The 13,658-nt window shown below is 56.1% G+C and carries 15 protein-coding genes and 1 riboswitch; all 15 genes read right to left on the bottom strand.

All coding sequences use genetic code 11. The features are described from left to right. Positions 1-110: 110 nt before the first annotated feature. Positions 111-761, bottom strand: coding sequence for a TenA family protein (locus QQL62_RS02420; protein ID WP_284375827.1), 651 nt, complete (start codon positions 759-761; stop codon positions 111-113). An 11-nt stretch (positions 762-772) separates the two neighbouring features. Further along, on the bottom strand, positions 773-1,522 hold the full coding sequence (locus QQL62_RS02415; RefSeq protein WP_284375825.1) for an ABC transporter permease: 750 nt from the start codon (positions 1,520-1,522) through the stop codon (positions 773-775). Continuing rightward, complete coding sequence (locus tag QQL62_RS02410; RefSeq protein ID WP_284375823.1) at positions 1,519-2,247, bottom strand: ABC transporter ATP-binding protein; 729 nt, start codon at positions 2,245-2,247, stop codon at positions 1,519-1,521. Before QQL62_RS02410 ends, QQL62_RS02415 begins: the two co-directional genes overlap by 4 nt. Continuing rightward, entirely contained in the window at positions 2,244-2,924 is a 681-nt protein-coding gene (gene tenA / locus QQL62_RS02405; protein ID WP_284375820.1) for a thiaminase II, read from the bottom strand. The genes QQL62_RS02410 and tenA overlap by 4 nt, the downstream gene beginning before the upstream one ends. Beyond that, on the bottom strand, positions 2,921-3,859 hold the full coding sequence (locus QQL62_RS02400) for an ABC transporter substrate-binding protein (protein ID WP_284375818.1): 939 nt from the start codon (positions 3,857-3,859) through the stop codon (positions 2,921-2,923). The genes tenA and QQL62_RS02400 overlap by 4 nt, the downstream gene beginning before the upstream one ends. After that, on the bottom strand, positions 3,856-4,851 hold the full coding sequence (locus QQL62_RS02395; protein ID WP_284375814.1) for a HesA/MoeB/ThiF family protein: 996 nt from the start codon (positions 4,849-4,851) through the stop codon (positions 3,856-3,858). Before QQL62_RS02395 ends, QQL62_RS02400 begins: the two co-directional genes overlap by 4 nt. Further along, on the bottom strand, positions 4,848-5,444 hold the full coding sequence (locus QQL62_RS02390) for a thiamine phosphate synthase (RefSeq protein ID WP_284375812.1): 597 nt from the start codon (positions 5,442-5,444) through the stop codon (positions 4,848-4,850). Before QQL62_RS02390 ends, QQL62_RS02395 begins: the two co-directional genes overlap by 4 nt. Continuing rightward, positions 5,441-6,214: a thiazole synthase gene (locus QQL62_RS02385; RefSeq protein WP_284375810.1), complete on the bottom strand. Its 774-nt coding sequence runs from the start codon at positions 6,212-6,214 to the stop codon at positions 5,441-5,443. Before QQL62_RS02385 ends, QQL62_RS02390 begins: the two co-directional genes overlap by 4 nt. A gap of 3 nt (positions 6,215-6,217) precedes the next feature. After that, complete coding sequence (thiS, locus tag QQL62_RS02380; RefSeq protein WP_284375807.1) at positions 6,218-6,415, bottom strand: sulfur carrier protein ThiS; 198 nt, start codon at positions 6,413-6,415, stop codon at positions 6,218-6,220. Then, positions 6,399-7,394, bottom strand: coding sequence for an FAD-dependent oxidoreductase (locus tag QQL62_RS02375; protein WP_284375805.1), 996 nt, complete (start codon positions 7,392-7,394; stop codon positions 6,399-6,401). The genes thiS and QQL62_RS02375 overlap by 17 nt, the downstream gene beginning before the upstream one ends. Then, entirely contained in the window at positions 7,391-8,200 is an 810-nt protein-coding gene (thiD, locus tag QQL62_RS02370; protein ID WP_284375803.1) for a bifunctional hydroxymethylpyrimidine kinase/phosphomethylpyrimidine kinase, read from the bottom strand. The genes QQL62_RS02375 and thiD overlap by 4 nt, the downstream gene beginning before the upstream one ends. Before the next feature lie 52 nt (positions 8,201-8,252). Further along, a riboswitch (TPP riboswitch) is annotated at positions 8,253-8,353 on the bottom strand. A gap of 308 nt (positions 8,354-8,661) precedes the next feature. After that, positions 8,662-9,807, bottom strand: a complete 1,146-nt coding sequence (locus QQL62_RS02365) for an iron-containing alcohol dehydrogenase (RefSeq protein WP_284375800.1) — start codon at positions 9,805-9,807, stop codon at positions 8,662-8,664. Positions 9,808-9,811: 4 nt separating this feature from the next. Further along, positions 9,812-11,182: an aldehyde dehydrogenase family protein gene (locus tag QQL62_RS02360; RefSeq protein ID WP_284375798.1), complete on the bottom strand. Its 1,371-nt coding sequence runs from the start codon at positions 11,180-11,182 to the stop codon at positions 9,812-9,814. Between the two features lies 1 nt (position 11,183). After that, positions 11,184-12,545: a glutamine synthetase family protein gene (locus tag QQL62_RS02355; protein WP_284375795.1), complete on the bottom strand. Its 1,362-nt coding sequence runs from the start codon at positions 12,543-12,545 to the stop codon at positions 11,184-11,186. Between the two features lie 55 nt (positions 12,546-12,600). After that, positions 12,601-13,635, bottom strand: a complete 1,035-nt coding sequence (locus tag QQL62_RS02350; protein WP_284375794.1) for a TRAP transporter substrate-binding protein — start codon at positions 13,633-13,635, stop codon at positions 12,601-12,603. Positions 13,636-13,658 lie beyond the last annotated feature (23 nt).

Genomic DNA, 13,658 nt, shown 5'->3' with positions numbered 1-13,658 from the left:
CGATCACCAATGATGCGATGCGCGCACAGCACATCGGATATTAAGACGCCTTACCTCAAAACAGATGATTTGGCCCCGTGCAGCTGAGGCCTGTGTTTTTGACAGATGATTTATGATGCACCATAAGCGGCATCGAAAAAGGCCCTCTCGCAGGCAACAGCGCGCTGAAACATCGTGGTCGCGCCAGATTTCTGTGTGGCATCCAGATCATCCCAGATCCCATCCAGTTGCCCGCGCAGATGATTGACCACCCCTTCAAACCCCGCACCTGTATGCAGGTCGATCCATTCCGAATACCAAAACGGCAAATCAGGGGCATAATTTGTGTAGCGGTCAGCCCATGTTAGATAAGACCATTCCGCCACCACCAAAACCGCCAGCATCTGCGCATAACATCCCGAGGTTTGAGCCTCGGACATCAGGGCCTGAAAATCTGCGGTTGCGGGGGCAGTATCGGCATTTTGCGCTTGTTGCGATATTTCTAAAGCCTTGAAGCTGCGCAGAAAATAGGTGTTTTCGGTGCTGGTGACCAATCCTAGGAACTGGGCGCTTGGCACGCCATCGGCCAATGTGGGCGCATGGGCAATGCTGGTGGCCAGCAGGCGCACGAATTGATCGACGAATTTGTAATCCTGTACCAAGTACCAGCGCATTTTGGCCAGTGGCAACGTGCCATCGGCCAGTTCTTTGCAAAATTGATGATCGGTTGCGGCGTCCCAATCTTGTTGTACGCTGTGTTGTAAATGCTCTGTAGCGCGCATGATATCTCTTTCTATTTCTGGGATGTTCCTTGGGCATAGCGGGTGATCCGCGTTGCCAGAATACCAATGGTGATGTGTAAAATAACGGTCAGGCAGGCCAGCACAATCAGGCTGGCGAACATCAGATCAATCTTGGCGCGCCCATTGGCCAACAGCATCAGATACCCAAGCCCCTTGGACGCCCCGACCCATTCGCCGATAACCGCGCCAATGGGGGCATATACTGCCGCCAATTTCAGCCCTGTGCCAAGGCTTGGCAGGGCATGGGGGATTTGCACATGACGCATGAAATTCCACCTGCCCGCCCCCATGGATACAGACAGGTCTCCATAGCCGCGATCACTGCGCGTTAACCCATCGTGAAAGGCCGATGTGATGGGGAAGTAAATAATCAACACCGCCATGATGATTTTTGAGGCCATCCCGTATCCAAACCACAGCGTCAGCAAGGGCGCCAGCGCAAAGACCGGCACCGCCTGTGTAAAGACGAGGATCGGCAGGATTAGGCGCTCGGCGGTTTTTGACAGTGCCAGCTGGATTGCAGTAGCCACCCCTAATGCGGTGCCAATAATCAAGCCCAGCATCACCTCTAGCGCTGTGACCCATGCGTTTTCGGCAATGATTACGCGGCTGTTGTAGGCCGCATTTGCAACGCGCCACGGCGATGGCAGAATGAAATGCGGCGCATCCGTCAGGATCACAATAGCTTGCCATAGACATAGACCGATGATCAGCGCCAAAAGAATATCACGAAGCCTCATGTGGGGTGTTCCCTGCGCAAATACGCCAATAGCCTGGCCTGACAGTCTAATGTCTCGGGGTCGTTTATCGCACGTAATGCCGGGCTGTTGGGGGTGGGCCAGATGCGGGTTTCAGAGGCAGACATAACCACAATCTGATCGGCCAGACGCGCAGCTTCGGCAGGGTCGTGGGTCACCAGCAGAACCGTGCGCCCGTGCAGAACCTCGGCCGCCAATTCCTGCATATCGGCGCGCGTGCCGGCATCTAGTGCCGAAAACGGCTCGTCCAAAAAGACAATTGGGCGATTTTCGTAGAGCGTGCGGGCAAGTGCTGTACGTTGGCGCATTCCGCCAGACAGGGCATTTGGTTTTTGGTGCCCATGGGCGCAGAGACCAACACGGGCCAGCAGTTTTTGTGCGCGCGCAATATCGGGTGCGGTGCCACGTAGGCGCGCACCGATACAGATATTGTCCAGCACCGATAGCCACGGCAACAACAGGTCTGATTGCGCCATATAGCTGATGCGGTTATCGAGGGGGGCGTCATCGCTGGCGGTGATCCTGCCGGTAAAGGTGCCCCCTGTTTCAAGGCCAAGGATCAGGCGCAGGATGGTAGATTTCCCCACCCCCGAGCGCCCCAAAAGGCATGTCCATTTGCCCCCCGGCAGGCACAGGTTTGCATCAAACAACAGCTGATCATTCAGGTGGTGTTGGCCGCAAATGGTTATGCCCGCAGAGGTGCTCATGCGCCATCCAGCCCCATCTGCCAAAAGCCCACCTCTAGCTCGGTTGCCTTGGTAAAGCGGCCCTGTAGGTGGTCTCTGCGCGGCGAGGTTTTCAGATCACCCAGACGCCGCGTGACGGCCCCATCGATCATTTGCCCAACCGAAGTACAGACGGATTGGTATTCTGGATCGCGATAGGTGTTAATCCAATCAGCATAGGGGTGATCCGCCGCTACGTTTCCAAGGTTCAAGCCGATTTCACCATAGCCCATAACACAGGGGGCCAGAGCCGCCATCATATCCAGAAAATCCCCCTGCACGCCTGCATCCATCACATAGCGGGTATAGGCAAGGTTGGCGGTTTCTTCGCGGGATTGAAACAGGGTCTCTTGGCTGATACCCTCTGCCGCGCATGTTTTCACATGTAAATCCATTTCATGATTGACCAGCGCATCTACGGTGCCTGCACAGATTTTCATTTCGTCCATGGTTTCAGATTTCACCACCGCCAGTGACCATGCCCGCGAAAAATGCACCAAGAACACATAGTCCTGAACAAGGTAATGCAAGAAGGCGGCGCGGGGTAATGTACCATCACCCAGCCCCTGAACAAATGAATGGCGGGTGTAATCCCCCCATGCCGCCCCTGCCCCTTTGCGCCAAAGCGCAAAGGTTTCACCGTAGTTTAGTGTGCTCATTTCGCGGTCACATCGATTGCGATTTTTGACACGGGATTTTGTGTGGGGATCAGGCCTGCCTCATTCAGGAAGGCCTCGAATGTGGCATAGCGGCCCGTGTCCATTGCCGTGGGGCGCAGGGCAAAGCGTGGCAAGGTATCCACCCAGGCCTTGGCGTTCAGCTCGTCTTGCAATTCAGCAGAGGTGCCGGCGAAAATTTCCCAGCTGGCTTCGGGGTGGTTGACGATATATTGGGTCGCCTTTTCAGTGGCTGCCAAGAAACGGGCGATCATGTCTTTGTCCATGGTTTCTGTATTGGCCACATAGATCAGCTCGTCATAGGGCGGTAGACCCTCTTCCTCTACGAAGAAGCAATTGCCCTCTACGCCATCAATTTCCATTTGGTTCAATTCGAAATTTCGATAGGCGCCGATCACCGCATCCACCTGACCAGACATCAGTGACGGAGAAAGAGACCAATTCACGTTGACCAGTTCCACATCCGCAAGTGACAGCCCATGGTGGCGCAGGATTGAACCAAGCACCGCCTCTTCAACGCCCCCCACAGAAAAGCCTACCTTTTTGCCCGCCAAATCTTTGGGGGATTTTATCGGCCCATCGGCCAGCGCCAGCAGGCAGTTCAGCGGGGTTGCCACCAATGTGCCAACACGTTGAAGCGGCAGACCTTCGTGGATTTGCAGATGCAACTGTGGTTGATAGGAAATGGCCAATTCGGCCTTGCCTGCGGCGACCAATTTGGGTGGATCGGATGGATCAGCGGGGGCAATGACCTCGACAGATAGATCCTGTTCGGCGAAGTAGCCCTTTTCTTGGGCGATGATAATTGGCCCGTGATCTGGATTTACAAACCAATCCAGCAGCAGGGTCATTTTGTCCTCGGCCCATAGGGGCGATGCGGCCAAAGTTAGGGCGGCGGTTAGGGTGGTCAGCTTCATTTTTCTTCCTTTGTAGGTGGCGGTGTATCGCCCATTGCTATCAATTGTATTTCACCGTTCCAGTAGGATCGGAGATGGGTTGCGGCCTGCCATGCGCGCAGGCCAGACCGACAGGCAAGAACCGCCCGTTGACCGGTATCTGGTGTAGGATTTATTGAGCGCATTTGGCTCAGGCTTTGACGTTGCGCGTGGGGGGCCACTTGGATGGGGGCCTCGTCGGTGCCGCGCAGCTCGATCACAAAATCCGCCTGTGTGATTTGATCCGCAGAGATAAACGTAAAATCCGCCACTGGTTCTGGTGCGGTATCAAATCGAAACCCACTGTTGCGCAAAGTATTCATATCAAAGCTCAGGATTTGGCCCAGCGGCGATGGGGATTGGCCCAGCAGAACCCCCAAGACCATCTGCGCCTGTGCGGCACCGATCATCCCGACCACCGGCCCCATTACCCCCGCCGTTGCACAGGTGGCCGCGCGATCTGGCAGATCAGGGAACACCGCGCGCAGCGAGGGCGCCGCACCGCAAAACCCGCCCACATAGCCCACAGCCCCAAGAACCGAGGCCGAAATCAGCGGCACGCCCCTGTCATGGCAGATATCCGACAGGGTATAGCTAACGGCAAAACCATCGGCGCAATCCAGAACGATATCGGCGTTTTCAATCAATTCTGGGGCATTTTGTGGATTAAGGGATGTACAAAGAGGTCTGATCTGCACATCCGAGTTTAATCCGCGCAGGGTCTGTGCCGCCACATCCACCTTGGCGCGCCCCAGATCATCCTCGCGAAACAAAGTTTGCCGGTGCAGGTTAGACAGAGACACCCGATCACCATCAACCAAGCTCAGCGAGCCAATCCCTGCCCCCACCAGATATTGCAGCGCAGGGGCCGCCAGGCCGCCTGTTCCAATCACCAGAACATGCGCACGCTTTAGGGTGGCCTGCCCAGCGGGGCCTATCTCGGGTAGCATTGTCTGGCGGGCGTATCTGCTCATCTTGTGGCCGCCAACCATTCGCGCACCCGATCCTCGGGCGATGCGTTTAGCGTAATATCGGTAACCGCTGCCACGCAATCAGCACCGGCATCAAAGGCGCCCTGTGCGCGGGCGATGGACATGCCGCCGATCGCCACCAAGGGCGTATTCCCCATCAACCCACGCCATGTGGATAGGCGATCTATGCCCTGTTCGTGCCATTTCATTTTCTTTAGAATAGTGGGGTAAATCGGCCCTAGTGCGATGTAGTCAGGAGACAGGGCAAGGGCGCGGGCCAATTCGGCCTTGTCATGGGTGCTGAGGCCGAGGGCCATACCGCCTGTGCGAATTGCAGCGATATCGGCGTGATCCAGATCCTCTTGACCAAGGTGCACATAGGCACATCCCTCGTCTAGCGCTATTTTCCAATAATCGTTTATAATCAAGGTGCAATCCTGTGCAGCGCAGATTTTCTTTGCCCGTCGAATTTGGGCTTTGATATCCGTATCACTGCGATCTTTAATGCGCAGCTGCACCAATTTAATCCCTAGTGGCACCAGACGTTCCAGCCAATCCACATGGTCAAATATCGGATAAAAACGATCTAAACTCATTCCAAAAATGCCTTTCCGATCACTGGCGTTGAGGGGGCCGCCATATCACGTGGCTCCATCGGATCAGCCCCCGCGCCCAAGCGCCCCGCCTGAAGCGCCAAGGCAAAGGCGCGGGCCATCGCGGCGGGATCGCCTGCCTTGGCCACGGCTGTATTCAGCAGGATCGCATCATAGCCTAGCTCCATTGCCTGTGTTGCCTGTGATGGCAGGCCTAGGCCCGCATCGATCACCAGCGGTGTATCGGGAAAATGCGCCCGCATCGCGCGCAGGCCAAATACATTATTCAGCCCAAGGCCCGAACCAATGGGCGCGCCCCAGGGCATCAAGACCTCGCATCCCGCGTGCAACAGACGCTCGGCTACCACCAGATCCTCGGTGGTATAGGGGAAGACCTGAAACCCATCCTCGGTCAGGATGCGCGCCGCCTCGACCAGCCCAAAAACATCGGGTTGCAGGGTATCTTCTTCGCCAATGACTTCGAGCTTTATCCATTTGGTATCAAAGACTTCGCGCGCCATATGCGCGGTGGTCACCGCTTCTTTTACGCTGTGACAGCCGGCGGTATTGGGCAGGATATGCACATTCAGCTGGCGGATTAACTCCCAAAAGTCTTGGCCTGCGCGGTTTTGGCCGCTTTCGCGGCGCAGGGATACGGTGGCAACGCTGGCCTCGCTTTGGGCGAAGGCGCTTGCCAGAATTGCTGGTGAGGGATATTGCGCCGTGCCCAGCATCAGGCCGTTTTTCAGCTGTGTTCCATAAAAATCGCGCATGCCCTAGCCCCCTTGCATGGGGGCCAGCACTTCGATGCTATCGCCCTCTTGTATCAGATAATCATCGCGCATTGTGGCGGGGATGAAGGCGCCATTGACTGCGGTGGCGACCTTGGCGCCGCCAAGGCCTTGGTTTTCTAGCAGGGTGCTGAGTGTGGTCTCGGGCACCTCTTGGGGGCTACCATTAAGCAGGATTTTCATGCATCACCTCGGGGGTTTTTGTATCAAAGATCAGTTCTGCCGCCATACGGGCCATGGCGGGGGCCAGCAGAAAACCGTGCCTAAACAGCCCGTTAAGGCGGATAAGATTGCCATCGCGCGCGATACGCGGCAGGTTATCCGCGAAGGCGGGGCGGTTATCCACCCCGATCTCGATAACCTCGGCCTGCCCAAATGCGGGGTTTAGGGCATAGGCGGCGCTGAGCAATTCCAGCAAGGCACGCGCAGTAACATGCGATCCTGCCGCGCCCTCGATCATGGTGGCGCCCAACATAAAAATCCCATTGCCACGCGGCACAATATAGATAGGCACCCGCGGGTGTAGCAGGCGTACTGGTCTATTCAAGGTGACATCTGGGCAGGATAAAATCAGCATCTCGCCCTTGACCCCACGCAAATTCGGCAGTGCATCACGGGCGCTATAGCCGCGGCAATCCAGTGTTAGGCCATGGGCGGCATAGTGCTGTGGATCTGCATCGTCCTGTATTGTTTTCAGGCCATCACGCAGCAAACTCTGGCGTAGATCAGCCATGGCGCGGCGCGGCGCAAGGTGGGCTTCGGTTTCAAAGAGCAGCCCTTTGGCAAAGCTGGTGCCTAGATCGGGTTCAAGTGTGGAAATTTCTGTCCCCGTTACGGCGCGGTGCCCCGATGTGCGGCGGGCAAAGCGTGCCAATTCGGTGTGATCGCGCGCAGGTGATACCACCAATGTGCCACAGCGATGAACCGCATCTGTCTGCGCATCCCACCAATCGGCGGCCTCTTGGCCGAGGCGCACCACCGGCTCTTCGGCGGTTTCGCCTTCGCAAAAAGGCGCCAACATGCCGCCCGCCCACCACGAACAGGCATGGGGGCCGATATCACCGTGGCGGTCAATCAGGGTAACCGTTGCGCCGCGATCTAATAAGGCGCGGGCCGCACATAATCCCATGACCCCTGCCCCAATTATGGTGACATCAGTCATGCCCATTGGCCAAAGAAATGATGCACAGGCCCATGGCCTTGTCCGATGTTCAGCCGGTCTGCGGCATTGATCGCCCCCTGTAGATATGCGTGGGCGGTGTTTACCGCGGCTCTTAGGTCTTGGCCCTTGGCCAACTCTGCGGCGATTGCGGCGGAATAGGTACATCCGGTACCATGGGTGTTTTTGGTATCAACGCGCAGAGCATGAATAGTTTCGATAACCCCGCTGTCGTTGACCAAAATATCAGTACAGGTGGCACCAAGACCGTGGCCACCCTTCATCAGCACGGCCTTTGGGCCCATGGCCAACAAGGCCTGTGCTTGGTCGGCCATTTCTGCCGGGGTCTTAGCGGCCTGCGTGCCCAGCAGGCGCGCGGCTTCGGGTAGATTGGGGGTTAGCAGGGTTGCCTGTGGCAGCATATGCTGTTCTAGGGCCGATACGGCGGCATCTTGTAACAGCGCATCGCCGGATTTGGCGATCATCACCGGATCAACCACCACCGCGCCCTGAAAGGACGAAATCTTGTTAGAAACTGCATCGATGATATCAGGGGAAAACAACATACCCAGCTTGATCGCACCTACATCCAGATCCGAGAGCACCGCATCGATTTGCGCGGCCACTATATCCGCGGGCACCTGATGCACAGCCGTCACAGAGGTGGTATTCTGGGCGGTGATAGCCGTTAGAACGCTGGCTGCGAACACGCCATTTGCTGACATGGCCTTTAGGTCGGCCTGAATACCTGCGCCGCCGCCGCTGTCAGATCCGGCAATAGTTAGGGCGATTGATGTATTCTGTCGCATTGGGTGGTCTCCGCGTTCATGGACCACCAACGTTGGAAAAGGACTGCGTGCCTTTTGCACAATACCCGTTCCCTACGCCGGTGTTATCCGGATCAGGTTCGACGGGTCGGTGCATGCACCTCTCAGCCACGATGGGCCCCCCGACGGATTATTATTTGTAGTGGGCTGTGACAGCCCACAAATGTCTTAAAAAGGTACTTAGATATTTTTGGATTCATGTGCAACACTTATAAGGCTTTGTTACATCGGCCAAACAAGGGGTGAGAGCACAGGTCAATAATCTGATTTTAAATCAATTGCTTAACAAAATATAAATTTGGGAATTTTCACTAAATGATACCAGCGTTATCGTTTCTTGCGATAATTTTCAGCCCATTATTTGTTGATTCCAGAACTGAAAGTGGGAATCCAGTAAGCGGATTCCCATACCTAAAGATCGCGCACCGTCGCTATTTCACCAGCTAAACGATACGCATCAGCAATTCGCGGGTGTTTTCACGGGTCATTTCAACAGGGTTTCCGCCGGTGCTGGGATCAGCCAACGCCCCCGAGACAATGCGGTCGATATCTGGGGTTTCAATCCCCAGTTCCGCCAAGGTTTTGGGAATGCCCAGCGATGCATTCAGCTGATCGACATAGGCACAGAACCCCTCGAACCCGCCTTCGATGCCCAGATATTGTGCCGCCTGTGTGATCACCTGTTCGATTTTGGGTTTGTTGAATTGCAAAACCGCAGGCATGCAGATGGCATTGGTTGTGCCGTGATGAGTGTGGTACAGGGCCCCGATCGGGTGCGATAGCGCATGGATTGCCCCCAGCCCCTTTTGGAATGCCGTGGCCCCCATAATCGCCGCAGACATCATATGTGCACGGGCCTCGATATCGGTGCCATCGGCATAGGCGCGCGGCAGGTATTCCTTGACCAAGCGCATACCTTCTAGGGCCATGCCCTGTGACATGGGGTGGTAATGCGGCGAACAGAAGGCCTCTAGGCAATGGGCAAAGGCATCAAGCCCCGTGCCTGCGGTGATGAAATCGGGCATGCCGACGGTTAGCTCTGGGTCGCAAATCACCACCGAGGGCAGGAATTTGGGGTGGAAGATGATTTTTTTCTCTTGGGTTTCGGAATTTGTGATCACGGATGCGCGCCCCACCTCTGATCCTGTGCCTGCGGTTGTGGGTACAGCCACAATGGGGGCAATGGCGTCCGCATCTGCGCGCATCCACCAATCGCCAATATCCTCGAAATCCCACAAGGGGCGTGTTTGACCCGCAAGGAAGGCCACCAATTTGCCCAGATCAAGGCCCGAGCCACCGCCAAAGGCCACAACACCGTCGTGCCCGCCGGCCACGAAGGCCGCAACCCCTGCGGCGGCGTTCTTCTCGTTGGGGTTCGGATCTACATCCGCAAATAGCGCCCGACCAAGGCCCGCGCCATCCAGCAGATCTAGGGTTCTGGTGGTGATATCCATATTTGCCAAGCCGCGATCGGTGATCAACAGCGGGTTTTTAATACCCGCGGCGGCACATGCATCAGCGATTTCATTTATGCGCCCTGCCCCAAAGCGAATGGCGGTTGGGTAGGACCAATTGGCGGTGATCGTCATGGGCTTATGCTTTCTTTAGGTGATAGGATTTCGGGCGTGTTAGATTGTGATAACCGATGATCGACAGGCCGCCACCGCGGCCCGTATCCTTGCATCCTGTCCAACAGAGGCCGGGGTCAAGGTAATCTGCGCGGTTCATGAACACTGTGCCTGTCTCTATTTGATCGGCGATCTGTTCGGCGCGCGCGGTATCTTTGGTCCAGAGCGATGCGGTCAGGCCGAAGGTGCTGTCGTTCATCAACCTAATCGCCTCGGCGTCGTCTTTCACCGCCATGATGCCCACCACGGGGCCGAAGCTTTCTTCGCGCATCACCCGCATATCATGGGTTACATTTGTTAGGATTTGGGGCATGAGGTAGGCGCCTTGGTCCTTTGGGAACAATGCCGGGTCGATATGGGCGGTAGCGCCCTCGGCTATGGCGTCGCGGATTTGCTCGCGCACCTCTTGGGCAAAGCGCTGGTGCGCCATGGGGCCAAGGGTGGTTTCTGGGTCGAGCGGATTGCCAAGTTTATAGGCGCTGACAATTTTCACAGCCTTCTCGAGGAAGCTGTCGAACAGGGATTCGTGGACGTAGATCCGCTCTATACCGCAACAGCATTGGCCAGAATTGAACATCGCTCCATCAATCAGCGTATCCACCGCCGCATCGATATCCGCATCCTCCATCACATATCCAGGATCTTTGCCGCCCAGCTCTAGGCCAATGCCGGTGAACGTGCCCGCGGCGGCCTTTTCTATCGCCTTGCCGCCAGTGACCGACCCTGTGAAATTCACAAAGTCGAAGGCGCGTTCTGCGATCAGCTGCGATGTGGTTTCGTGATCCAAAAAGACGTTTTGAAACACTGCCTGTGGCACGCCTGCCGCGTGGAGTGCGCTCTCTAGGCGCTCGCCGACCAGCGGGGTTTGCGAGGCATGTTTCAGCATCACCGCATTGCCCGCAATCAGCGCAGGCGCGATGGTGTTAATCGCGGTCATATAGGGGTAATTCCACGGCGCCACCACCAGCACCAGCCCGTGGGGTACGCGTTTTATCAGGCGGCGAAAGCTGTCGCTGTTTTCGACCTCGATCGGGGCAAGGGCCTCTTGGGCGATTGTGGCCATATATGATGCGCGTTCGTTAAAGCCGCCGAATTCACCGCCATAGCGCACGGGGCGCCCCATTTGCCATGCAATTTCGGGTACAATCTGGTCGTTTTGTGCGCCGACGGCGGCAACCGCGTCCATCACGCAATTTATGCGCTGTTCTATCGGGCGCGCGGCCCATTCGGCCTGTGCCTGTCTGGCCGAGGCGACCCGCGCCTGAGATGCAGACTTGGTTAGGGTTTCGCGGGTTGCGTAAACAGAGCCATCAATTGGTGAAATACAGGTAATCATTTTACGCCCTTTCAAAGCCGCGGGCGATTTCCCAATCGGTTACCACGCGGTCAAACTCTTCTAATTCCCAGCCTGCGGCGCGGGCATAGTGATCTATTACCGCATCCCCCATGGCCGCGCGCAACATATCCGAGCCATGCAATGCATCGCGCGCATCGCGCAGATTGCGCGGGATATGGGCAGATGTTTCATCCGCATAGGCATCCCCAGAGAAGGCCTCCGGCAGGGCGAGTTTTTCCTCGATGCCTTTGAGGCCTGCGGCCAGCATGGCGGCCTGTGCCAGATAGGGGTTCATATCTGCGCCTGGAATACGACATTCAACGCGAATGGCCTCTGTGCCTTCGCCGCAGAGCCGGAATGCGGCGGTGCGATTATCCACCGACCAGATGATACGTGTGGGGGCAAAGGATCCCTTGGCGAAGCGCTTATAGCTGTTCACATAGGGGGCCATGAAATAGGTGTAATCAGCGGCGTATTTGATCAAGCCGGCCATATATTGATCCATCAATTCCGATTTACCCAATGGGCGATCTGGGTCGTAGAACATTGATTTTCCGCCCTGCCACAGGGATTGATGCACATGACTGGAGGAGCCGACGCGGTCGTGGTGCCATTTCGCCAGAAAGGTGGCAGCATGGCCCTGTTGCCAGGCGATCTCTTTGATGGCGTGTTTGGCGATCGTGTGATGATCTGCACAGGCCAGTGCTTCGGCATATTTGATATTCAGCTCTTCTTGGCCGGCCTCTGCCTCGCCCTTGGAGCCCTCGATCGGGATGCCCATTTCAAAGAGATGATTGCGGACCGGGCGCATCACGTGCTCTTCTTTGGTGGTTTGGAGGATATGGTAATCTTCGTTATAGCCACTGATCGGGGTCAGATCACGAAACCCGCCCTTGGCGATTTCATCGAGGCTGTTCTCGAAGAGGAAAAACTCTAGTTCGGTGGCCATCGTGGGGCTTAGGCCTATATCCGTCAAGCGAGCGATTTGTTTCTGCAGCATGGCACGCGGGGCATGGGCAATGGGGTGGCCGTGGTGATCGAAGATATCACAGATCACCATGGCCGTACCCGAGAGCCACGGTACAAGGCGCAGGGTCTCGAGATCAGTTTTCATGGTATAATCGCCGTAGCCCTGTTCCCAGCTGGTCGAGGCATAGCCATCAGGCGTAGCCATTTCTAGATCCGTGGCCAGCAGATATGTGCAACAGTGGGTTTCGTCATACCCGCCATCCACAAAGGCCCGGGCATGGAAGCGTTTGCCCATCAGGCGGCCCTGCATATCAATCAGGCAGACCAGAACCGTATCTATGGCCCCATCGGCGACTTTGGCTTTCAGGGTATCAAATTTCAAATTTTTTGACATGCTATATCCATTCACGTTTGGGGAAAAAGAGCCGCCCAGGGCGGCTCTTTGTGTACTAGCCGTACCGGTACGGGCGGCCAGCTTTGACCATATCCGCGTTGTATTTTTTGAAAATATCAACAACCCGGCGTTTAGTTTCGGATTCTGCGGCAATTTCTTCCCAGAATTCAAGCGCCTTGGCCTCGACGGTGGCCCATTCGTCGTCTGGAATGGTGGTCAGCTTCATCTTGTCGCCATTAACGCGCAGGTTGGCCTCGCCGCCCCAATACCACCATTGGCGGTAGTAATGCGATTGATCACAACACACACGGAACAGCGTTTGCAGATCCTCTGGCAATTCATTCCAGCGGTCCATATTGGCAAAGAACGACCCCGCCCATGCGCCCGAGATATTGTTGGTGAGGAAATAGTTGGTCACATCGGCCCAACCTACGGTGTAGTCCTCGGTGATGCCTGACCATGCGATACCGTCCAATTCACCTGTTTGCATGGCAACCTCGATATCTTCCCATGGGAGGTTCACAGGAACCACGCCAAATTGGCTGAGGAAGCGCCCCGCGGTTGGGAAGGTAAAGACGCGTTTGCCTTTCAGGTCTGCCAAAGAGTTGATCGGGTCTTTGGTGGCAAAGTGGCAAGGATCCCATGCGCCGGCGCTGATGTGTTTCACGCCAACCTTGGAATATTCTTCGTCCCAGATTTCGTTTAGGCCGTATTGATTAAACAGCACAGGCACATCCAGAGAATAGCGCGAACCAAATGGGAAATACCCGCCGAAAACAGTGACCTCTGTGGGGGATGCCATGGAATCGTCGTCTGATTGCACCGCATCGATGGTGCCGCGTTGCATGGCCTGAAACAATTCACCCGTTGGTACGATTTGGTCAGCAAAAAACAGTTCGATCTGCATGCGGTCGCCAGCGATTTTATTGAACATTTCAATGGCTGGTACGATCACCTCGGCGGCAAGGGATGCGCCCGCATAGGTTTGCATACGCCATTTGATGGTGCTTTGGGCAACGGCGGGTGCCGCAAGCGCGGCCGCGGGGCCGGCCATTGCGGCACTGGTTATAAACTTGCGTCTTGTTGTCATGGTATTCTCCTTCGTTGGGTTTT

Source organism: Amylibacter marinus (assembly GCF_030160015.1).
GTDB lineage: Bacteria > Pseudomonadota > Alphaproteobacteria > Rhodobacterales > Rhodobacteraceae > Amylibacter > Amylibacter marinus.
This window is presented reverse-complemented; position numbering and strand designations above follow the sequence as displayed.